Source organism: Haloarcula sp. HT12, assembly GCF_055271655.1.
This window is the reverse complement of record NZ_JBUXKW010000002.1, coordinates 751674-770622: the sequence shown is the minus strand read 5'-3', so window position 1 is coordinate 770622 and position 18949 is coordinate 751674. Positions and strand designations below refer to the sequence as shown.

Below are 18949 nucleotides of genomic sequence, written 5' to 3'. Positions count from 1 at the left end.
GCGTCGTCGAGGGTCGCTGAGAACGCGGCCCCTTTCAGTCCCACCCAGCCTGGATTGGGCAACCGGCCGGGGCTTTCTGGCTGTTCAAACTCCAGCTCCAAGTCGAAACAGTACCAGCCGACCATCCCAGAGGGTCGCGTATCAACAGGAAGACCTTTTCCCAATCGGCGTGGCAGTGCCCGTATGTGCCCTCCAGCACCCGCAATCGTCACCGAGGGGTTGACGAAACGCTACGGCGGCGTCTCGGCGATAGAGGACCTCGACCTGACGGTCCCACGTGGCAGCGTTTTCGGCTTTCTCGGCCCGAACGGCGCGGGCAAGACATCGACGATTCGTATTCTGACGACGCTGACGAACCCAACACGCGGCACCGCGAGGGTCGCGGGCGAGTCGGTCGCCGACCGAGCCGCGGTGGTCGAACACATCGGCTTCCTCCCCGAAGAGCCGCCGCTGTACGACGAACTCACCGGTCGGGAGCAACTGGAGTACGTCGCCGGCCTGCGCGGCCACAAGGACTGGGGCCGCGTGGAATCGCTGCTTGACCGGTTCGACCTCGACAAGGATGCCGACCGGCGCGTCGAGACGTACTCGAAAGGGATGAAACAGAAGCTCGGGCTGGTCCAGGCGCTGTTGCACGACCCCGACGTGCTCTTTCTGGACGAACCGACCTCGGGGCTGGACCCGCGGGCGGCCCGGACGGTGCGTGACACCATCAGCGAGGTCGCGGCCGCGGAGACGACGGTCTTTCTCTCGACACACATCTTGCCTGTCGTCGAGGAGTTGGCCGACACCGTCGGCGTCCTGTACGACGGGGACCTCGTCGCAGAGGGGTCGCCGGCCGAACTGACAGAGGGCGTCGAGACGGGGAGCACGCTCGAAGACGTGTTCCTCGACGTGACCAGCGAGCAGCCGGAAGCACCATGAGGCGGCCGGACGGAGGGCGAACGCGCCTGATAGCCCGGACGGAACTGCGGCGCACCTGGCGCAGACTCATGGGCACGACGCGCGGGACGCTCATGCTGGTCGGCGGCGGGTTGGGGATCATGATCTACAGTCTCGCTATCGGCGCAGCGGCCTTCTTTCTCGGCGGTGTCCTGGCCGACAGCGACCCGCACACGGTCAGGCTTGCGACGACGGCAGGCATCGTCGGGCTGCTCGGGCTCGTCGGTTTCTTCACGCTCCAGCACACGGTGAAGTCGGCCGGCGAGCCCGACGCTGCAGACGGCCTGCTGACGACGGTCCCCTACGAGGACGCGGCGGCCGGGCTGTTGGTCGCTGAGGCCGGTCGCGTGTCACTCGCGCTCGCCGGCCCGATTCTGGCGCTGGTGGGCGGGCTCGCAGCCGGTAGCGCCGGGGTACTCGTCGCTGTCGTGGCCCTCGTCGGGTCAGTGGCGACTGCCCTGCTCGGGACGGTCCTCGGCTTCGGTCTGGGGCTGGTGACGAAACTGGTGGCGAACCGCTCGGCCTTCGTCGCCAGTCACCGCGCAAGCGTCGGGGCCGCCGTCTCGCTCATACTCCCGATTGGCTGGGTCGCGATAACGGTCGTTCCGACGATACAGCTCCGCGTGCTCCAGTTGGCGACCCAGTCCCCGCTCTCGTGGCCCGCCGACGTGGTCCTGCTCGTGCTGGGGAACGGCGGCAATCCGGTCGCGGCCGCCGTCGCCACAGTGGGACTCCTCGCAGCGTTCCCGGTGGGCGCAGTCGCGTGTCTGTGGCTGGCCGGCCGGGCCTGGTATGCCGATCCGGTCCAGCCCGACCACGAGTTCGACGCCGACGAGCGAACGCTTTCGGACCGCCTCCTGGCTGGACGGGTCCCAACCGCGACCCGCGTGGTCGCACAGAAGTCCTGGCTCCGGGCCAAGCGAGCCCCCGTCACTGTCCAGTTCGCGGTTATGCCGTTTTTCTTCCTCGTGTATCACCTCCAGATCGTTATTCTGGAGCGGGTGGTGCCGCCGACGCTCCCGCTCACCGCCGGCCTCGCCAGCGCGGCGGCGTTCGGTGCCGCGTTCTCGCTCAATCCGCTCGGGGGCGAGGAGGGCGTACTGCCACTGACGCTGACTGCCAACGTCTCCGGCCGGGCGTTCGTCACCGGGCTCGTCCTCGCGGGCGCGCTCCCCGGTGTCGTTGTCACGACGCTACTGGTCGTCGGCCTCGGCGTCGCGGCCGGGACACCGCCGGTCACGCTCGCCGCCGGACTCACAATCGCACTCGTCGCAACCGTCACCGCGCCGGCGGTCGCCGTCGGAACCGGCGTCGTGTTCCCGAAGTTCGAGTCCTCGTCGGTGCAGGGCCACGAAGTTGTGGTCCCCAGCGGCTGGGCGTTCGGGCTGTACTTCCTCGTCTTCGGTGTGGCCGTCGCCCCGGCCAGTCTGGCGTACCTGCTCGCCGTCCGTGACCTGTTCTCGCTCCCGGTCGACACAGCGTGGCTCCTCGGCGGCGGGCTGGTGACGACCGTCGGGATCGCCGTCGCTGGCGCTGTCGCCGGCTTCCTCTATGCCGCCAACCGCGTGGCGACCTACCGGCTCGACTAGCAGATGGGCTTCGGGTCCAGTCCCATCGCCTCCAGCGTTTCCGCGTAGTCGTCGTACGCCGCTTCGATGGCCTCGGTGGCGGCCGCCGCTGCCGTCTCACGCTCGGATTCCGAGAGGCGTTCGAGTGCGGTTTCGCCATCGGCGAGCGCAGACGCCTCCTGTCGAATCTCTCGGAACGTGTCGGCCCGCCCTTCGTCCGCCTCGTTGATGAAGAAGCTCACCACCTGCAGGTAGAACCGGTCGGCGACCAGCGGCGCGGCGACGAGGCCGGCACCCACCCGCCGGGCGGTTCCATCGACGGTTTCGAGGTAGCCGATGAAACCATCGGCGTCCCCAGCGGCCACGTCGAGACGGTCCGCCCGCTCCGCCGCAGCCGTAGCGGCCGCCTCGAACTGCGTCGCCACGTCGCTGCCAGCCTCGGTGGCCCACTGATCGAGAGTGGTCGCGACCCCGGACTCGCGCGCCGCGGCCGCCGCGAGCACTGCGTCCGCCTCCAATGTCGCATCCGTCGCTGCGATGAGTGCCTTGTCCGAGCCCAGTCTGTTCCGTTCTGTCTCGGTTCGGTCGCGGACGGCGTCGATAGTGGCTCCAGCGTCCATACGTCCGCTGGGCGCGGCACGGGCTTGAAATCCCCGCCCGACTTATCCGCCGGGCAGCGCTACAGCCAGTATGGCCGAGGACTACCCCGAACCGCCGACGGACCCGCCCTCCCTGTCTGTGGCAGCGTTGCAGGCGAAACTGGACGACAACGAGTCGCTCCGGTTGCTCGACGTTCGCGACCGCGACGAGTACGAGCAGTGGCGGATTCGCGGCGAGTCGGTGACGGCGACACAGCTCCCATTTACGAAGTTCCTCCAGGCGAAGGTGACCGGCGAGGTGGACGACATCGTCGCCGACGTGGCCGGCACCGGCCCGATAACGGTCGTCTGTGGCCGCGGCGAGGCCAGCGCCTTCGTCGCCGGCTTGCTGACTGAACACGGCTTCGAGGCACGGAACCTCAGCGACGGCATGGAGGGGTGGGCGCGGCTCTACGAGGCCCAAGAGATCACCTGCGACGCCGCGACCGTCCTCCAGTACCGCCGCCCGTCGTCGGGCTGTCTCGGCTACATGGTCGTCAGCGACGGTTCGGCCGCCGTCGTCGACCCGCTCCGAGCGTTTACCGACCGGTACGTCGCCGACGCCGCCGACCGCGACGCCTCGCTCACGTACGCCATCGACACGCACGTCCACGCCGACCACGTCAGCGGAATCCGCCGCCTCGCCGCCGAGACCGACGCCGAACCGGTTCTCTCCGAACAGGCGGCCGCACGCGGCGTCGACGACGTAACCGAACTGGCTGACAGCGAGACGCTACGGGTCGGGTCGGCCACGCTGGAGCCCCACCCGCTGCCCGGCCACACGACCGGCATGACGGGCTTCACTGTCGGCGACGTGCTCCTAGCCGGCGACAGCGTCTTCCTCGACAGCGTCGCCCGCCCGGATCTGGAAGCCGGCGCCGACGGCGCTCGTGATCTCGCCCGCGACCTCCACCGCACGCTGACTGACCGACTCAGAGCACTCCCCGACGAGACACGCGTCGCACCGGGTCACTACAGCGAATCGACCACACCGGCAAACGATGGGACGTTCACAGCCACCCTCGGTACCCTCCGCGACCGACTCCCGGGGTTCGGGATGGACCGCGAGGCGTTTGTCGAGTACGTCTGTGACGACATCCCGCCGCGCCCAGCTAACTTCGAGCGGATACTTGCGATCAATCTCGGAACAGCGACGGTCGAAGACGATACCGCGTTCGAACTCGAACTCGGCCCGAACAACTGTGCGGCTGCGCCATCGGACGTGGCGTGACGACGCTACGGAACCCGCTCCGTTAAAACGGGAGCCGTTTTCGAATCTGATCGAGAATCGATTCGTCTTCGTCCGGTTTTGACTCTCCCACCACGCCCTCTCCCGGGAGGATGACGGTCCGCTCCCCGTTGTCCTCGACCTCGATGAGGCCGTCCGCCTTGAGAGCGGCGAGCGCGTCCTCAATCCGGTCGATGTTCTCCTCCGTCCGCGACCGAAGCTCGAAGACGGTCATCCCCTCATCGCGGCGGTCAGCGAGCGCATCGAGCACCGCAACCTCCGTGTCGTCCCGGTCGCGATACTCCGGCTTCGCTCTCATATGTCCCCCTAAAACCGGCTGGGTCTAATCTTTGTCCCTCGGAATTCTGATATGTACGCCCCGTGCAGCGAATTGTACAACAACGGTGTCGAGGACAGGACGTGCCGGTTCGCTCGACCGTTCTTCTTAGAGTCTGTAACCGGCTCTGTCTGACAATCGTCGACAGAAATACATCTAACTGATTCCTAGGCGGTGTGGTCGTCACCGACAACTGCGCTGTCGCTCCTAATATTGAAATGGCTGACCCTCTATTTCCACTTTTCATGGTAGCCAGGACCCTTCTCGACGGTCCCGGCATATTTTCCGGCATACACCATCATCGACCAATCACCAGTGGAATACTTCCACGCCCAGACGTACTTGATGTACCGCGTCTCGAACACCTCACCGTCCTCTGTAACGAACGTAACGTTGACCGTATTAGGTATGTACGTATGGTCCTCTTCTTCAAACCCTCTTGTGTTCTCATTGTAATTAGCCACAAGGGCATAATAATTCAAGAGCGGGTCACGCCGGTCGGTTACGGTTTTAGTCCGGTTCGTGGTATCCCGCATTTCAACAGTCATATGATAAGTGCCGTTCTCAGGGAAGGTTTCGGTTTCTTCAAGCGCGCCGCTTCTATTAGTTACACGATATATTCGGTGCATATCCTCATCGAACTCTGCAAACTTCTCTGCCTTCGTTAGCTCTTCCCTATCGGATTCGGTTTCTATTGGCTCAGGCTTTGAGGTTTCAGTAGCTTCGGCCGCTGGCTCGGACGTTAGCGTTTCAGTAGCCTCGGGAGTTGGATCAGGAGTAGCTTCTGGCGTCTGGGTTGGTACAGCTGTCTGTTCGGTTGGCCCACTCCCTCCCAGGAAGCCGGAACATCCGGCAGACATAATCAGGAGAGCGATGGCGGCAACACTATATGGTGTGTTAGTTTTTATCATGCATACTGAATCTCGTTGTTGGGGTCTGTATCCCTGTCATCTTCCTCAACGGGCAGAAGGATCGGGATTTCAGTCGAGGTCGGCATTAGTTTTGAAGTCGAACTAACTGCTGACCCGGTATCGTCCAATTTCGCTGACGAGGCACACCCGGTCCCACTGCCAGAGGTGAAAATCGAAATAGCACGAATAGGGGCAACGAAGATAACCACGAAAATAAATGGAGTCAAGCCGCTGGCAAGTTCATTACAAGATTGCATATCGGACAGCCATGGGTCTTTGTCTGTATAACCATGCCCGTTCCTCCACATGAAAGTCGGCGCAACGACTGGAAGCAGGAGAGCGCCTGCGACTGTCGTTAGTATGTAAATAACAATCTCCCCACCCTTGTGCTTTCGGTTCATCACATCTTGAAATCAACTGCTATTTCTTATAAATCCTATGTTAAAAGGAAAGACTATAACGCCTACCAAAGACTCCAGCCGTCATCGTCATCGCTACCATCGTCACTACTGTCATCGTCGCTTCCACCGCCAAACCAACCGCCGCTGTCATCTTCATCATCACCCCCACCACCGAACCAACCACCGTCGTTATCATCATCGTCGTTACTAGAACTACTGTCATCGTCACTACTTCCGCTATCGTCATCATCATAGCTCCAGTCATAGCCACCATCATCATCGTCATTACTACTGGAACCTCCACCTAGACCGTTAGGTACGCTAGAGCCTGGACGAGTACTACCGCCGGAATTAGAGTTACTGGCAGTGCTATCGGTGCTGCAGTAACTGCATTCATCATTATTACTACCGTTACCACCGCCAACATCGTCATCATCAGAAACTGAGCGTTTCCTCTCTTCCGCCTCATCCGTTAGCTCATCAACAGTCTCCTTGCTGAACACTCCACCATAACCGTCTTCGGAGAGCGAGTTCAGTTCATCTTCGTCTGCTATCTTAGTGAGTTCATTATCAACGTACACATGCAGACCATCTCGACCATCAGTATCGACGAAAGTGTCGTCGATCCGCATGGCAGCGCTCGTACAGCCCTGGTTCTGACCGTCCACGTAGTAGTTCCCGCTGTTTGCCCCACAGCTATTCCCACCACCGCCACCACCGTTGCCGGACGAGTCGACGACCCGAACCGTCTGATTAGAGACGCCACGCCGTCCAGCGGCGTCGTAGGCGACTGCACGCACGGACACGGAGCCGGAGTCGTTGAACGCGTGCGTGATAGTCGAGGTCCCGTTCTCGCCAGTGAGCCGCGTCTGATTCCGCGTGGTGCCGTTGACGACCCAGGCGAGCGTTCGGAGGTCGGCATCGCCGGCGGTCGCGTTGGCAGTCAGATTCCGCCGGGAGTCAGTTGGGAGCGCGGTCGGGGCCGACACCGAGACTGACGGCCCGCCAGCCGCGACCACGTCGACCTGGAGCGTGTCCGATCGCGACACGCCGGCGTCGTCAGTAACGGTAACCGTGACGTTGTACTGGCCGGTCTCTGTCGGTGAGAACGTCGTCTGGACGCAGGTGGGGCAATCGGGCGTGCGTGTCGAGCCGTCCGGGGTTTCGATAGCCCACTCGACGCGCTCGACCGTGCCGTCCGGGTCGCGCGAGCCGTTGGCGTCCAACTGGACCATCGCCCCTCGCTCGACGGACTGGTCCAGCCCGGCATCGGCAAGCGGCGGCTGGTTCCCGGTCGCCACCGCTGTCCCACCGAGAAGCGCCGAGAGGGCAAGGACCGACACCACGAGCGTCGTCGTCCGCTGCATTGGCGTAGCGTAGCACCGGTACTGGTTATAAAATTTCGTAAACCGAAGTGAAATTAATAACGTGGCGTCGCGAAACAGGTGGCTGCCTGTCACGAATCGTCGAGCCAACGGGCAGGGTTTAAGTACGCCACGGTGGGAAGTTCTGGCAATGGGTCTCAAATGTTCCGTCCTCGGGCACAAGTACGGTGAGACCACCGTCGAGCGCGAGCGCGAAGAGCAGGGTAGCGAAGTCGTCATCACCATCCAGGAACGGGAGACCTGTGAGCGGTGTGGAAATACGCGGATCGTCTCGGAAAACAAGGAGGTCACGGCTATCGAGACGCCGTCGGATATCGCTAGCGACCTCGTCGACGACGAGTCCGAATCCGAGTCCGAAACGCCGGCGACAGCGTCGACGCCGGAAGACGAACCGACCCCCGGCACAGCCGAGCCCACTGACGAGGGAACGGACCGGTCGGACGGCTGGGACAGCGTCGACGACCCGGTCGAAACGCCGGACGACGCGGGAATCGGCGACGACAGTGTCGACGACGGGGAACCGGTCGATCCGTCGGCCGACGACGCCGAGATTATCGACGACAGCGACGAGAGGGAAGAAGAAAGCGGCGACGTGGAACTGGACGAGCCGACGACGACAGTCGACGTCCCCGATGCCGAAGGCGAGGAGCCGGTAACCGAAGACGAGACCGATCCGGAGAAAGACGACGGACTCATTCTCGGCGAGGAAGCGGAGTCAGAGTCGACCGGCGACGACCGCCAGCCCGGCGAGTGGCCCGATGAGCCGGGAGACGACGGGGACGACTGGTCGCCGGAGACGATGCCAGTCGACACCGACGACGATTCGAGTGTCGAGCCGACCAGCGACAGCGCCGTGACGGTTCCGGAAGGCGAGTTCGCCTGTCCGGAGTGCGGATTCACCACCGAGGTGGAGTCGACCTCCTTGCGCGAGGGTGACTTCTGTCCGGAGTGTCACAAGGGGTCACTTATCACCCGCGGCGAGGAGTGAACGCAAAGGGTAAGACAGCCCCTCGCAAAAACTCGCCCATGCGAGAGTACAAGATGCGACGGGGCGAGCATCTCGAGGACCGCGTCCCTGACATGGAAGCGTTCGTCGAGGAGTACTTCGGCGAAGTAACGGACACAGAAGAGTACGAAGGCAACGACCTGCTAGTCGTCGACGACCCCGACAACCCCGTGTTCGACCGGGTCGTCGCGGGCCGCGTCGAGTACGGTTCGAAAAAGGACAAGCTCGCGCTCCACATCGACGAGCGACCGGCAGAGGATGTCATCGCCGAGGGCAACGTCGACGCCGCCGAAGACGCCGTCGCCATCAAGAACGACTTCCTAGAGGAAGCGACCGACCGCGACGCGAAGGCGCGACGTGACTCGCTGAAGCGCTCAGTCGAGGACGACGCCGACGCCCCGGACAACGTCTAACGACGGCCATCGGGCGCGCGCAGTCCGTGAGCGCCGGCAGACAGAGACGGCGCTCCCGTCTTCGGCACGGCCCGCGTAGCCGTTCGGAAATGATTCGACACCGACACAGAACCGCCAGTATCACGCAGCGTCAGACGGGCGTCACATCTAAATACGCTTGTGGCATACATTCACATACGCCTCGCCCGGAGGCGCGCACAAGTATCCGGGGCACGAGACACCCCTCGTGTTGCCACGGAGCCAGCTCCGGGGCAGCCTGTCATAGTTTGTCCGCCCGCCGGAGCGGATCCAATCCGGCATTCGGACCGCGGCCAGGGCAGTTACCGAGCCAGCAGTCCCGTTTTACCGGCGTGATATTGCCAATAAATACCGCCAGTGACTGGAAAGTCGAGATCCAGAGGGCGTTATTCGGCGAGGCCGTAGCCGCGCTTGAACAGCACGTAGTCGACTGACAGCACGACAATGGTCGTCCCGGTCAGGACAGCCAGCGACGTGTTCGGGTCGATCTCGGTAACGCCGATCATGCCGTAGCGGACGCCGTTAACCATGTACACCATGGGATTGAGCAGCGAGACGTTCCGCCAGAACGCCGGCAGGACTTCGAGTGAGTAGAACACTGCGCCGAAAAACACCAGCGGCCGGAGGATGAACTGGTTCATCACCGTCAGGTAGTCGAAGTCACTCGCCCAGAGACCGCCGATGACGCCGAGGCCGCCAAACAGCGTAGTAATCACCAGTAGGAACGAGACGAGATACAGGGGGTTAGCGACGGGGACCGAGGTAAATATCAGCCCCACGCCGACGATAAGCAGCGACGTGACGATTCCCCGGAGTGCGCTTGCAGAGACGTAGGCGGCCACCATACTCCGGTTCGACATCGGCGAGGTGAGGACGGCCTGGATGTAGTCGTTCCAACGGCCGTGGAAGATGGTGAAGGAGGCGTTCTCGAAGCTGTCGGAGATGGCCCCCAGGACGACCAGGCCGGGCAGGACGAACTGGAGATAGCTCACGCCAGCGATCTCGCCGATTCGGCTCCCCAGAATCACGCCGAACACGGAGAAATACAGCGCGTTCGTGATGATCGGCGGGAGGAAGGTGTTGTACGGCCGGCGAACGAACCGGAGGATTTCCCGCCGGACGAGCGTCAGGAACTGCGTCGCGTTCGCGTTCATGCGGACACCTCCGCGTACTCGCGATCGTCGCGGGTCATGTCGACGAACACCTCTTCGAGGGACGCACGGCGGATATCCAGCGAGGTGACGGTGTGGCCCTGTGCTTCGAGCTCGCGCATGATCGCCGGTGCGGTCTGGCTCCCACCCATCGCGGTGACGGCCAGCCCCTCGTCGGTCAGTTCGACGTCGGTGATCCCCTCCACGTCGAGTCGCGGGGCCGTTCGCGGCATCTCGGCGAGGTCGAGAACGATGGTGTCCGTGCCGCGGGCCATCAGGTCGTCGGGGGTCGCCACCTCGACCTTCTGCCCGTCGTCCATGATGGCGACCCGGTCACAGAGGCGTTCGGCCTCCTCGATGTAGTGGGTCGTCAGCAGGATCGTCGTCCCGGCGTCGTTCATCCGGTTGATAATCTCCCAGAGGTCGTGGCGGAGTTGAACGTCGACCCCGGCTGTCGGCTCGTCGAGAATGAGCAGGTCCGGGTCGGAGACGAGCGCACGCGCGAGGACGAACCGCCGTTTCATGCCGCCGGAGAGCCAGTCGAAGCGCGTGTCGCGCTTGTCCCAGATACCGACCGTCTTCAGCGCGTCTTCGGCACGCTCTCTAGCTTCAGCCCTGCCAATGCCATGGTAGCCCGCCTTGTGTTCCAGCACCTCGATGATCGGGAAGAAGCGGTCGACGTTGAACTCCTGGGGCGCGACGCCGATGCGGTCGCGGGCCTCCCGGTAGTCCTCTTCGACGTCGAAGCCGAACACCTCGGCGGTTCCCCGGTCCTTGTGGACGAGGCCGACCAGCGTGTTGATAAACGTCGTCTTGCCGGCCCCGTTTGGCCCGAGCAGCCCGAAGAACTCGCCCTGCTGGACTGTCAGTTCCAGGTCCTCAAGCGCCTGGACGTCGCCGTAGCGCTTCCCTAACCCACTGGCACGTATCGCCGGTTCAGTCATTGCCGCCCTTAGCGTGGCGACACCGAAAAACGCATTGAAGCCCCCGAAAACCGGCAGTTAGACTGATACAGACTGACACGATCGACCGGACAGCGAGGTCCCTAGTCAGGCCCTACCGACCGAGGCGTTCCCGGGCGATGCCGACGCCAGCCGGCGTGATGATGAGCTGGTCGTCGTCCTTCTGGACGATGTCGCCGCCGACCTCGTTGGCGACCTGCTTGAGTTCGTCGCTGATGTGTTCCATCGTGCGGTCCTGCGTGGAGTGGCGCGTGATATCCGCGACGACCACGTCACCGTCGTAGACGGCGTCTTTGATCTCGATGACGTCCTGTTTGTCGCTGATACGGGCGATCCGGACCTGGCGTTCGAGTTCCGTCCCGGTCATCTCGAATTCGTTCGCGTCCAGTTCGACGTAATCCTCGGTGTTCCGAGAGGATCCAGACTCCCCGAGGATCTTGCTCATCAGTCCCATGTCACTCACGGCGTGCGCTACCCGTTTCAACTTTTCGTCCATCGAATGTATCGCCGCGCACGCCCTGCCCAGTCGTGGTGGCGGTCGGACACAGCGTGTACTGCACAAAGCATTATTCAGCGGCAGAACAAGTATCGATAGCGATGCGCCCGCCCTCCGTCAGGACGACTTCCAGCACCGTCGCGGCCGTCGGCGGCGTCCTCTATGCCCTCGGCGTGCTGTCGTGGCTGTTCACGAACGGCGTCCACTTCACGTCCGAAGAGCCGGCGACCGTCGCGTTCGGAGCCACCTACGCCGTCGTCGGAATGTTTCTCGTCGCCGCCGTCCCGCTGTATCTCTGTAGCCGACTCTCACTGGTCACGCCAGTGTTCGTGACGCTCTGGCTGCTCGGCGACACGGTGTACGAGTGGCTGTACGGGACGCATCTCCACCCGCTGTCGTCGTATCTCATCGTCTGGCCACTGCTCCTCGGGGTTGCCGTCGGAGCAGGCGTCATCGAAGCGGCAATCAGAATCGGTTTGGACCGCGGCGTCGGCCGGTTCGGTCTCCGACCGCTGGTGTGAAGTCACGAACTCACAGCACGGACAGCGGACACCGTCGATCCTACACCGAGAACTCGAACAGATCGTCGCCGACGTGATGGAGCGATTTGACGACTTTCCCGCTGTCGCCGACCATGTCGTCGCCGTCGGTCTGTGCGCGGCCGACGGCGAGGAACTTCCCATGGGACTCCTCGTTGATGACGACGAGGTCGCCCTCGCTGATGTCGTCGTCGGCCTCGGTGATGCCCGGCCGCATGATGTCAGCGCCGTCCGAGACAAAGGAGACGGCCCCGGCGTCGACGGTGACGATGTGTTTCTGGGGCGGGTACTGATTGGCTCCCTGGACGGTCAGGAACGGTTCGCCATTCAAATACAGGACGAGCGGGTCGCCATCGACGAGAACGACGTCCCAGTCGCTGTCGTCGAACTCGACCTTCTCGAAGCTGTCCGCGTCGAGTTCGACACCGAGGTTGTCCGCCAGCGCCGTCGTGATGGTGTCGACCTCGTCCGAACGGAGGTGGTGTCGCGACTTGACTTCCATACCCGCGTCTCCTCGGCGACAGAGGGTAAGCGTAACGAAGCGTCCGGGCGGTGTGGCGGACGCAGGTTTTTGTCCGCGCGGGCCAAGGTCGGGGTATGCGAGTCGTCACGCTGCTGCCCTCGGCGACGGAAATCGTCTACGCGCTCGGCGTCGAGCCGGTCGGCGTCTCACACGAGTGTGACCATCCGCCGGCGGCCCGCGAGAAGGCGTCAGTCAACCGCTCGCGCGTCGATCCGACAGCGTCAAGCGGCGAGATCAACGAGCAGGTCGCGGCCGCCGAGGAGAGCGACGGCGTCTACGCCATCGACCGCGAGACGCTGGCGGCGCTTGACCCGGACCTCATCGTCACCCAGGGTGTCTGTGACGTGTGTGCCGTCGACCACGTGCTGGTCGCCGACGCCGTCGCGGAACTGGGGCTGGACGCCGACGTGCTGACGCTCGATGTCCACAGCCTCGATGACTTGTTCGAGTCCATCCACCGGGTCGGCGCGGCGGTCGGGCACGACGACCGCGCCGCCGAACTCGTCGCGGACCTCCGGGACCGCGTCGCGGCGGTTGAGACAACGGCGGCGCGGGCCGAGACGACGCCCCGCGTGGCGGTGCTTGACTGGCTCGATCCGGTGATGGTCGCCGGGCACTGGGTCCCCGAGATGGTCGAGACGGCCGGCGGTACCTACGGGATGGAAGCGCCGGGCGCACACTCCCGCCCTCGCGAGTGGGAGGAGGTCCGCGAATACGACCCCGAGGTACTGGTCGCCGCACCCTGTGGCTTCGACGTGGCACAGACCCGCAAGAACCTCGCCGACCTGACCGGACGACCGGGCTTCGACGATCTGACTGCGGTCCGTGAGGGACGGGCGTACGTGATGGACGGCCACCACTACGTCAACCGGTCGGGGCCGCGGCTGGTGGACACACTGGAGTTCCTGGCGGCGCTGTGCCATCCGGACTTGTTCGAGACGCCGCCGCGGGACGCTGTGGTCGAACTCGGGACCGTTCGGGCCTAAGCGGCGGCCGCAGCCAGGCCGACGTAGGTGTTGCCGACCACGACTGCCGCACCGAGCGCGACGACCAACAGGAGCCAGGCCCGCCACAGCGGGACCCGCTCGACGAGGTCGCGACACTCAAGCAGGACGACGCCGACGTAGAGGACGACGGCCATCTTCAGTGCAATCACGAGCAGTGGCTCGTGGATAAGGAGCGTCCGTATCCAGGGATTCGCTTCCAGCCCGGGGCCGGCGAACCGGGCGGCAAACAGCGTCGACAGCGCGTCGCCGAAGCCCCAGACGAGCACCAGCGAGAACACCAGTTCGACGTAGCCGGGCTTCTGGAGGCGAATCGAGAGGAGATGAGGGGCGTGGTCAGGGCGTGGCATGCGAGACGATACCGTTACTCTCGGCTGTTGGTGCATAAAGCTCGGTTCCACAGTATCAGCCGTGAAAATTGACCGGCGGTCCGGAGCGAACCGGTCAGTCCTCGGCGAGCGAGCAGCGCCCCTCGTAGCTGGCGTCGGCGACGTTCGCGATGGCCGGGTCCTCGCCACAGACCGGACAGTCGGGGCTGGCGGCGACGGGGATTTCCTCGAAGGACATCTCTGCGGCGTCGTAGGCGATGAGCCGCCCCTCCAGCGTCTCGCCGTAGTCCATGGCGAGCTTGACGACTTCTGTCGCTTGCATGCAGCCGATGGTGCCCGGCAACACGCCGAGGACGCCCGCGGTCGCGCAATCGGGGACGGTCCCCTCCGGCGGCGCTTCGGGGAACAGACAGCGGTAACACGGGCTGTCGCCCGAAAAGGTCGTCACCTGCCCCTCGAACTGGAAGATCGCGCCGTGCGAAAAGGGCGTGCCCGAGAGCGTGCAGGCGTCGTTGACGAGGAACCGCGTGGCGAAGTTGTCGGAGGCGTCGACGACGATGTCGTAGTCGGCCACCAGGTCAGTCGCGTTCTCCCGCGCCAGCCGCAGTTCGTGGCGGTCGACGGTCACGTCGGGATTGAGGCCAGTGACGAACTCGGCGGCGCTGTCGACCTTCGGTCGCCCGATGTCGTCGTCGCGGTGAATGACCTGTCGCTGGAGGTTCGACCGCTCGACCACGTCGTCGTCGACGATGCCGAGTCGCCCGATGCCCGCGGCCGCGAGGTACTGGAGCACCGGTGCGCCGAGGCCGCCGGCCCCGACGACCAGCACGTCGGTGTCGAGCAGGGCCGCCTGGCCCTCCGGCCCCACGTCGTTCATGATGATGTGCCGGGAGTACCGGTCGAGCTGTTCGGGATCCAGATCCGGTCGCATAGTGGCCGTACGTTACCCGGAGAAATAAACGGCGGGTTCGTCTCGGGCGTTTCAGGCCGGGTAGCCGAGACGAACGGGCGGCCGGTCGGGCCGCTCAACTGTTGCGCTGGAGATCCGCAACGAGGTCGTCTATCGCCTGGTTGATATCGCTGAGCAGGTCTGTTTGCTGGTCCGACTCGTCGGCGATGTCAGCCGTGCTGTCAGCGATCTCCTTGGCCGCATCCGTGGACTGGTCGATCATACTGGCCACTTCCTCGGTCGAAGCGGCCTGCTGGTCCGTGGCCGTGGCGACCTCCTCGATACCGTTGTTGACCTCGCGGACGGTGTCGTCGATCTCTTCGAGGATCTCGGTCGACTCCTCGACGGTGTCGATCCCCTCGTCGATCTCCTCGTTGCTCTCTTCGAGGCTTTCGACGGCGTTTTCGGTGTCGTCCTGGATGCCGTCGATCATCCCCTCGATGGTCGTCGCCTGCTCCTGTGACTCCTCGGCGAGGCTCTTGACCTCGTCGGCGACGACGGCGAACCCTTCACCCGCTTCACCCGCGCGGGCGGCCTCGATAGACGCGTTCAGCGCCAGCATGTTCGTCTGGTCGGCGATGTCGTTGATCACGTCGACGATCTCGTCGATCTCCTCGACGCTTTGCTGGATCGTCTTGACGTCCTCGGCGACGCTGTCGGCCGCCTGCTGGATGTTCTCCATCGCCTCGTGGACCTCGTCGGCGTTGCCTTGCCCGCGTTCGGCGAGTTCCTTCGCTTCGCGGGAGGCCGCGGAGACCTCCTCGGACGACGAGGCGATCTGCTCGACAGATGCCGAGAGGTTCGACACCTCGTTGGCGATGTCCGTCATCCCCTCGTACTGCTCGGCGGCCTGCTCGCGGATGTCGTCAGTCTCCTCGGCGATCCCGACCGACGAGTCCTCCAGTTCGGCCAGCATCGTCTGAATCTCGCTCGCCACGTCGTGGCTGTAGCCGGCCTCCGTGTCGATGTTCTCCGCGATGTCGTCCTCGATATCCGCATCGATATCGTCGTCGATACCCGTTCCTGTTTGATCCGCGACGTTCTCTACCGGTCTCTCGGCCATAGTAGTCACAAAATTGGGACGGGGATATAAAAACGGGATACCCAATAGTATCACAGACGATAGCTGGATCAGGGGCCGCCGGCAGTCGTGTTAGCAGTCGTACAGCGCGCGGTACTTCTCGTCCACATAATCGAGGAAGTGGGCTGCGGTGAACGACTCGCCAGTCGCTTCCCGAACGAGGTCGTCAGTCCGGTATCGAGCGCCGTGCTGGTGGACGTGCTCGGTGAGCCAGTCGTGGATCGGGTCGAACTCGCCGGCGCGGACGTGGTCGTCGAAGCCGTCGATATCCTGGCGAGCGTGGTGGTCCAGTTGCGCGGCCAGCACCGAGCCGAGCGTGTAGGTCGGGAAGTAGCCGAAAGCCCCGTTCGTCCAGTGGATGTCCTGCAGACAGCCCTCGGCGTCGGTGTCGGGACGGATACCGAGATACTCCTCCATCTTGTCGTTCCAGACCCCTGGCACGTCCGCCACGTCGAGGTCGCCGCGGATGAGGTCCCGCTCAATCTCGAAACGGACGATGATATGCATGTGATACGTTAGCTCGTCCGCTTCGACCCGGATGAGGTTGTCGTCGTACACTTTGTTGGACGCTTCGTAGAACTGCTGGGCGGTGGCGTCGGTCCCGAGGTGGTCGTTGGCCGTCTCAGTGAAGAAGTCCCAGAACGGACGCGAGCGGCCCACGTGGTTCTCCCAGAAGCGGGACTGTGACTCGTGGACCGAAAGGTCGCGGTTGTCGCCAAGCGGCGTGCCGTAGTGGTCCTGCGGGAGGCCGAGCGTGTACGTCGCGTGGCCGAACTCGTGGATGGTCGACCCCAGCGCGTCCAGCGGATCCTCGGGGGTGAAGCGGGTGGTGACGCGGGCGTCGAACTGCGTCCCCATCGAGAACGGATGGGGCGCGGTATCGAGGCGGCCGCGGTCCCAGTCATAGCCCAGCGTGTCAAGCGCCGTCTCGACGAGGGCGTGCTGGGTGTCGTCGTCGTACGTGCCCTCGAACGGATCGGCGAGCGTCACGTCGCTGTCGGCGATATCGTCGATGAGCGGGACGAGCGCGTCGCGGAGTTCTGTCAGTACTTCCTCGGCGGTGTCGATACCGAGATACGGCTCGTACTCCTCGAACAGCACCTCGTAGGGATCGCGGTCGGGGTCGATGGCCTCGGCGTACTCCCGGCGGAGTTCCACGAGTTCTTCGAGCGTGTCGGCGAAGGCGTCGAAGTCGTCCTCGGCCTTGGCCTCCTTCCAGACCGGCAGCGCGTTCGAGGATGCTTCGGAGAGTCGTTCGACGAGGTCGGCGGGGACCCTGGTCGCCCGCTCGTGGTCCCGCCGGACCTCCCGAACGACGGCCTCCTGTTCGGGATCGAGGTCGGCGTCGTCGAGTTCGTCCAGCCAGTCGGCTAAGTCGTCGTCGGTCAGCAGTTCGTGATGGAGCGTCGAGATGGCGGAGGTCTGCTTCGCCCGGGCGGGCGTCCCGGCGTCGGGCATCATCACCTGCTGGTCCCAGTTGAGGACGCCACCGGCGTCCCCGACGTAGTGGAGGCGGCGGACGTGATCCAGGAACTGCTCGTACGTGGACTCGGTGTCCTCGCTCGCTGTTGCCATACGGCGTGGTTAGGCCGGCGACCCTAAAGGCCCGATGCCGCCGGTAAGGAATGCAACGGGTGGCCGGACCGACCCGTCGACGGTGCTACTGACGTGGGCAGTGCCCCTTCAGAAGCTTTCTCCGAGGGTCTGTGGGTCGATTTCGAACCCGTCGGTGAAGATTCCCTTCGGGATTTTGCCGTGAATCCCCTTGTTGATGTCGACGATCTGTGAGACGTTGAAGTCGCCGGCGAGACTCAGCAGCCGGTAGGCCTCCGTCGGCGTCATGTCTTTCTGGTGGACGAGCAAGGAGATCGCCTCACGAAGGGCCTGCTCCATCGCGTTGTCGAGGTCGTCGTTGATGCCCATGACGTAGACGTCCTCGTCTGTCTCGGCGATGGGCCAGTCCATCTGCTGGGCGTCCTTGTGCAGGGTGAACCGGAACGTCGGCGTCAGCGACGTCTCCAGCGCGGTGAGGTCAACCTCGCCGTTGCCCTGCAATGCATGCCCGTCGCCGGTGAAAAACAGCGCACCCGGGGCGAACACCGGGAAGTAGACTGTCGTACCGATTCCGGTCCCCTGGATATCGATGTTGCCGCCGAACGGCCCCGGCGGGACCGAGTTTACTCGGCCTGTCGTCGCCGTCGGGCCGACAGCCATGATTCCCTGGAACGGTTCCAGCGGTATCTCAGTCGTCTCGCTGAGTTCGGCCACGCCCCGGTCAAGGTCGAACTCGATCACCTCGCTGTCGTTCCAGGTGAACTCCGAGGGGAGGCCACCTTTCCGCTGTCGCATCGTGTTCGCACCGTAGGGAACGCGGAAGTCGATATCCAGCACTTCGACCTCCAGTACGTCGCCTGGTTCGGCGTCCTCGATGTACACCGGCCCGGTGACGACGTGTGGCCCGGCCCCGTCGTGGGGGACCTCCTCGTAGACTCTGACCTGGTCCTCCAGAATTTCGGATTCCGGAATTCCAGCGTTTGTGAAGAACTCCTCGGGCCCCGGTTGGTCCTCCAGGATTCCTTCGTGTGATATCGTCTCGATCTGGACGACCGAATCGGACTCAACGCGCTCTACCGGTTCCTTCGTCGGGTCGATTGCGCCCCAGACCACGTTCTCGGGCGTCGATTCGACGACCGTATCGACTTCGTAGGAGTCAGTAGAATCGTCCTCTTGTCCGTTCTCTGTTTCTCCGTCTTCCTGTGCTGCCGCAAGGTCGATGTTTTCGCCGAGGAACTGTGAGCCAGCTCCGGCACCCAGGACACCTAATGCGCCTGCCGCTTTCATGAGTCGTCTTCGTTTCATCGCTCCACGTCTCCCGATGTGTCAGATTGGAATAAGCATAGATGAATATACAATTATTTCGTGTTTTCTATATAAATACCTACTACTGATAGATTAGTTTGTACGTGTATATTTTTTACTGAGGTATTTTCTAAATATCATCATCAGTTTTTCCGGGCCCTTTGTGGGAACTCCGGGCGGACAGTTCGGTCAACAATACAGCGGCTGTA

21 protein-coding genes are annotated in these 18949 nt (G+C 63.6%); 7 read left to right on the top strand and 14 right to left on the bottom strand.

The genetic code is table 11. The features are described 5' to 3' along the window. Positions 1–183 precede the first annotated feature (183 nt). Together ACY9XZ_RS09190 and ACY9XZ_RS09185 are read left to right on the top strand one after the other, a co-directional pair. Positions 184–924, top strand: coding sequence for an ABC transporter ATP-binding protein (locus tag ACY9XZ_RS09190; protein WP_463456729.1), 741 nt, complete (start codon positions 184–186; stop codon positions 922–924). Continuing rightward, on the top strand, positions 921–2531 hold the full coding sequence (locus ACY9XZ_RS09185; protein WP_463456728.1) for a hypothetical protein: 1611 nt from the start codon (positions 921–923) through the stop codon (positions 2529–2531). The genes ACY9XZ_RS09190 and ACY9XZ_RS09185 overlap by 4 nt, the downstream gene beginning before the upstream one ends. Here ACY9XZ_RS09185 and ACY9XZ_RS09180 read toward each other — a convergent pair. After that, positions 2528–3130, bottom strand: a complete 603-nt coding sequence (locus ACY9XZ_RS09180; RefSeq protein WP_463456727.1) for a transcription antitermination protein — start codon at positions 3128–3130, stop codon at positions 2528–2530. The genes ACY9XZ_RS09185 and ACY9XZ_RS09180 overlap by 4 nt on opposite strands. Positions 3131–3200: 70 nt before the next feature. On the opposite strand from ACY9XZ_RS09180, the gene ACY9XZ_RS09175 reads away from it, so the two are divergent. Continuing rightward, positions 3201–4379, top strand: a complete 1179-nt coding sequence (locus tag ACY9XZ_RS09175; protein ID WP_463456726.1) for an MBL fold metallo-hydrolase — start codon at positions 3201–3203, stop codon at positions 4377–4379. Positions 4380–4401: 22 nt separating this feature from the next. Here the strand turns inward: ACY9XZ_RS09175 and ACY9XZ_RS09170 are convergent, their stop codons facing one another. From ACY9XZ_RS09170 to ACY9XZ_RS09155, 4 genes are all read right to left on the bottom strand, one after another. Then, positions 4402–4695 (bottom strand): DUF6432 family protein, encoded by a 294-nt coding sequence (locus tag ACY9XZ_RS09170; RefSeq protein ID WP_463456725.1) that lies wholly within the window; start codon positions 4693–4695, stop codon positions 4402–4404. Between the two features lie 248 nt (positions 4696–4943). Further along, complete coding sequence (locus ACY9XZ_RS09165) at positions 4944–5624, bottom strand: hypothetical protein (protein ID WP_463456724.1); 681 nt, start codon at positions 5622–5624, stop codon at positions 4944–4946. Further along, on the bottom strand, positions 5621–6028 hold the full coding sequence (locus tag ACY9XZ_RS09160; RefSeq protein ID WP_463456723.1) for a hypothetical protein: 408 nt from the start codon (positions 6026–6028) through the stop codon (positions 5621–5623). The genes ACY9XZ_RS09165 and ACY9XZ_RS09160 overlap by 4 nt, the downstream gene beginning before the upstream one ends. A gap of 59 nt (positions 6029–6087) precedes the next feature. Continuing rightward, positions 6088–7392: a PKD domain-containing protein gene (locus ACY9XZ_RS09155; protein WP_463456722.1), complete on the bottom strand. Its 1305-nt coding sequence runs from the start codon at positions 7390–7392 to the stop codon at positions 6088–6090. Positions 7393–7540: 148 nt separating this feature from the next. Between ACY9XZ_RS09155 and ACY9XZ_RS09150 the strand changes: the two genes are divergently transcribed. Next, positions 7541–8398, top strand: coding sequence for a DUF7093 family protein (locus ACY9XZ_RS09150; RefSeq protein ID WP_463456721.1), 858 nt, complete (start codon positions 7541–7543; stop codon positions 8396–8398). Between the two features lie 38 nt (positions 8399–8436). Next, positions 8437–8829 (top strand): DUF5611 family protein, encoded by a 393-nt coding sequence (locus ACY9XZ_RS09145; RefSeq protein ID WP_137683842.1) that lies wholly within the window; start codon positions 8437–8439, stop codon positions 8827–8829. Between the two features lie 404 nt (positions 8830–9233). Here ACY9XZ_RS09145 and ACY9XZ_RS09140 read toward each other — a convergent pair whose 3' ends face one another. The 3 genes from ACY9XZ_RS09140 to ACY9XZ_RS09130 all read right to left on the bottom strand — a co-directional run bounded on the left by ACY9XZ_RS09140 (position 9234) and on the right by ACY9XZ_RS09130 (position 11414). After that, positions 9234–10001, bottom strand: coding sequence for an ABC transporter permease (locus tag ACY9XZ_RS09140; RefSeq protein ID WP_463456720.1), 768 nt, complete (start codon positions 9999–10001; stop codon positions 9234–9236). After that, the gene (locus ACY9XZ_RS09135) at positions 9998–10942 is read right to left on the bottom strand and encodes an ABC transporter ATP-binding protein (protein WP_463456719.1); all 945 of its coding nucleotides are present in this window, start codon (positions 10940–10942) and stop codon (positions 9998–10000) included. Before ACY9XZ_RS09135 ends, ACY9XZ_RS09140 begins: the two co-directional genes overlap by 4 nt. A 112-nt stretch (positions 10943–11054) precedes the next feature. Continuing rightward, the gene (locus ACY9XZ_RS09130) at positions 11055–11414 is read right to left on the bottom strand and encodes a cell division protein SepF (RefSeq protein WP_463456718.1); all 360 of its coding nucleotides are present in this window, start codon (positions 11412–11414) and stop codon (positions 11055–11057) included. A 143-nt stretch (positions 11415–11557) separates the two neighbouring features. Here ACY9XZ_RS09130 and ACY9XZ_RS09125 point away from each other — a divergent pair, with 143 nt between their 5' ends. Next, positions 11558–11977, top strand: a complete 420-nt coding sequence (locus ACY9XZ_RS09125; protein WP_463456717.1) for a hypothetical protein — start codon at positions 11558–11560, stop codon at positions 11975–11977. A gap of 40 nt (positions 11978–12017) precedes the next feature. On the opposite strand, the gene ACY9XZ_RS09120 is transcribed toward ACY9XZ_RS09125, so the two are convergent. Beyond that, a complete protein-coding gene (locus tag ACY9XZ_RS09120) occupies positions 12018–12497 on the bottom strand; it encodes an RNA-binding protein (RefSeq protein WP_463456716.1) in 480 nt (159 codons plus the stop codon). A gap of 95 nt (positions 12498–12592) precedes the next feature. Between ACY9XZ_RS09120 and ACY9XZ_RS09115 the strand changes: the two genes are divergently transcribed. Then, a complete protein-coding gene (locus ACY9XZ_RS09115) occupies positions 12593–13504 on the top strand; it encodes a cobalamin-binding protein (protein ID WP_463456715.1) in 912 nt (303 codons plus the stop codon). On the opposite strand, the gene ACY9XZ_RS09110 is transcribed toward ACY9XZ_RS09115, so the two are convergent. The 5 genes from ACY9XZ_RS09110 to ACY9XZ_RS09090 all read right to left on the bottom strand — a co-directional run bounded on the left by ACY9XZ_RS09110 (position 13501) and on the right by ACY9XZ_RS09090 (position 18740). Further along, positions 13501–13872, bottom strand: a complete 372-nt coding sequence (locus tag ACY9XZ_RS09110) for a DUF5658 family protein (RefSeq protein ID WP_463456714.1) — start codon at positions 13870–13872, stop codon at positions 13501–13503. The genes ACY9XZ_RS09115 and ACY9XZ_RS09110 overlap by 4 nt on opposite strands. 94 nt (positions 13873–13966) lie before the next feature. Further along, positions 13967–14782 (bottom strand): SAMP-activating enzyme E1, encoded by an 816-nt coding sequence (ubaA, locus tag ACY9XZ_RS09105; protein ID WP_463456713.1) that lies wholly within the window; start codon positions 14780–14782, stop codon positions 13967–13969. A 94-nt stretch (positions 14783–14876) separates the two neighbouring features. Beyond that, the gene (locus ACY9XZ_RS09100; RefSeq protein ID WP_463456837.1) at positions 14877–15629 is read right to left on the bottom strand and encodes a methyl-accepting chemotaxis protein; all 753 of its coding nucleotides are present in this window, start codon (positions 15627–15629) and stop codon (positions 14877–14879) included. A gap of 324 nt (positions 15630–15953) precedes the next feature. Next, positions 15954–17456, bottom strand: a complete 1503-nt coding sequence (locus ACY9XZ_RS09095) for a carboxypeptidase M32 (protein WP_463456712.1) — start codon at positions 17454–17456, stop codon at positions 15954–15956. Positions 17457–17564: 108 nt separating this feature from the next. Next, positions 17565–18740, bottom strand: a complete 1176-nt coding sequence (locus tag ACY9XZ_RS09090) for an acetamidase/formamidase family protein (RefSeq protein ID WP_463456711.1) — start codon at positions 18738–18740, stop codon at positions 17565–17567. Positions 18741–18949: the final 209 nt, after the last annotated feature.

Excerpts from the sequence above, each read along its gene's own strand:
- ACY9XZ_RS09140 (WP_463456720.1), bottom strand. The coding sequence starts at position 10,001 with ATGAACGCGAACGCGACGCAGTTCCTGACGCTCGTCCGGCGGGAAATC.
- ACY9XZ_RS09135 (WP_463456719.1), bottom strand. The coding sequence starts at position 10,942 with ATGACTGAACCGGCGATACGTGCCAGTGGGTTAGGGAAGCGCTACGGC.
- ACY9XZ_RS09170 (WP_463456725.1), bottom strand. The coding sequence starts at position 4,695 with ATGAGAGCGAAGCCGGAGTATCGCGACCGGGACGACACGGAGGTTGCG.
- ACY9XZ_RS09185 (WP_463456728.1), top strand. The coding sequence starts at position 921 with ATGAGGCGGCCGGACGGAGGGCGAACGCGCCTGATAGCCCGGACGGAA.
- ACY9XZ_RS09190 (WP_463456729.1), top strand. The coding sequence starts at position 184 with ATGTGCCCTCCAGCACCCGCAATCGTCACCGAGGGGTTGACGAAACGC.
- ACY9XZ_RS09125 (WP_463456717.1), top strand. The coding sequence starts at position 11,558 with ATGCGCCCGCCCTCCGTCAGGACGACTTCCAGCACCGTCGCGGCCGTC.
- ACY9XZ_RS09130 (WP_463456718.1), bottom strand. The coding sequence starts at position 11,414 with ATGGGACTGATGAGCAAGATCCTCGGGGAGTCTGGATCCTCTCGGAAC.
- ACY9XZ_RS09175 (WP_463456726.1), top strand. The coding sequence starts at position 3,201 with ATGGCCGAGGACTACCCCGAACCGCCGACGGACCCGCCCTCCCTGTCT.
- ACY9XZ_RS09165 (WP_463456724.1), bottom strand. The coding sequence starts at position 5,624 with ATGATAAAAACTAACACACCATATAGTGTTGCCGCCATCGCTCTCCTG.
- ACY9XZ_RS09120 (WP_463456716.1), bottom strand. The coding sequence starts at position 12,497 with ATGGAAGTCAAGTCGCGACACCACCTCCGTTCGGACGAGGTCGACACC.
- ACY9XZ_RS09115 (WP_463456715.1), top strand. The coding sequence starts at position 12,593 with ATGCGAGTCGTCACGCTGCTGCCCTCGGCGACGGAAATCGTCTACGCG.
- ACY9XZ_RS09155 (WP_463456722.1), bottom strand. The coding sequence starts at position 7,392 with ATGCAGCGGACGACGACGCTCGTGGTGTCGGTCCTTGCCCTCTCGGCG.
- ACY9XZ_RS09100 (WP_463456837.1), bottom strand. The coding sequence starts at position 15,629 with ATGACGGACATCGCCAACGAGGTGTCGAACCTCTCGGCATCTGTCGAG.
- ACY9XZ_RS09145 (WP_137683842.1), top strand. The coding sequence starts at position 8,437 with ATGCGAGAGTACAAGATGCGACGGGGCGAGCATCTCGAGGACCGCGTC.
- ACY9XZ_RS09110 (WP_463456714.1), bottom strand. The coding sequence starts at position 13,872 with ATGCCACGCCCTGACCACGCCCCTCATCTCCTCTCGATTCGCCTCCAG.
- ACY9XZ_RS09095 (WP_463456712.1), bottom strand. The coding sequence starts at position 17,456 with ATGGCAACAGCGAGCGAGGACACCGAGTCCACGTACGAGCAGTTCCTG.
- ACY9XZ_RS09180 (WP_463456727.1), bottom strand. The coding sequence starts at position 3,130 with ATGGACGCTGGAGCCACTATCGACGCCGTCCGCGACCGAACCGAGACA.
- ACY9XZ_RS09150 (WP_463456721.1), top strand. The coding sequence starts at position 7,541 with ATGGGTCTCAAATGTTCCGTCCTCGGGCACAAGTACGGTGAGACCACC.
- ACY9XZ_RS09090 (WP_463456711.1), bottom strand. The coding sequence starts at position 18,740 with ATGAAACGAAGACGACTCATGAAAGCGGCAGGCGCATTAGGTGTCCTG.
- ubaA (WP_463456713.1), bottom strand. The coding sequence starts at position 14,782 with ATGCGACCGGATCTGGATCCCGAACAGCTCGACCGGTACTCCCGGCAC.